We start from the raw sequence: 544 nt of genomic DNA on the forward strand, positions 1-544 counted from the left end.
CTACAACCTTTCCTCCTTGCTGAAAGTGCTTTACAACCCTAGAGCCTTCTTCACACACGCGGCATGGCTGCATCAGGCTTTCGCCCATTGTGCAATATTCCCCACTGCTGCCTCCCGTAGGAGTCTGGACCGTGTCTCAGTTCCAGTGTGGCTGATCATCCTCTCAGACCAGCTACGGATCGTCGCCTTGGTAGGCCTTTACCCCACCAACTAGCTAATCCGACGCGGGCTCATCTCATAGCACAAGGTCCGAAGATCCCCTGCTTTCTCCCTCAGGACGTATGCGGTATTAGCTTGCGTTTCCACAAGTTGTCCCCCACTACGAGGTAGATTCCCACGCGTTACTCACCCGTCCGCCACTCTACTCTCACCGAAGTGATTTCGCGTTCGACTTGCATGTGTTAGGCCTGCCGCCAGCGTTCAATCTGAGCCATGATCAAACTCTTCAGTTTAGATCTTTTAACTCTGCTTAAAGCAAGAGCGAATTCCGTTAAAGTGGAATTCAAAACTTTGCTCGAAACATGAACGTTATTCATTCTTTCTT

1 rRNA gene is annotated in these 544 nt (G+C 50.6%); it reads right to left on the reverse strand.

Annotation, left to right across the window (positions count from 1 at the left end):
* Nucleotides 1–452, reverse strand: a 16S ribosomal RNA gene (locus Q0698_RS13260); the annotation flags it as partial.
* Nucleotides 453–544 lie beyond the last annotated feature (92 nt).

This window comes from uncultured Umboniibacter sp. (assembly GCF_947497555.1).
Classification (GTDB): domain Bacteria; phylum Pseudomonadota; class Gammaproteobacteria; order Pseudomonadales; family DSM-25080; genus Umboniibacter.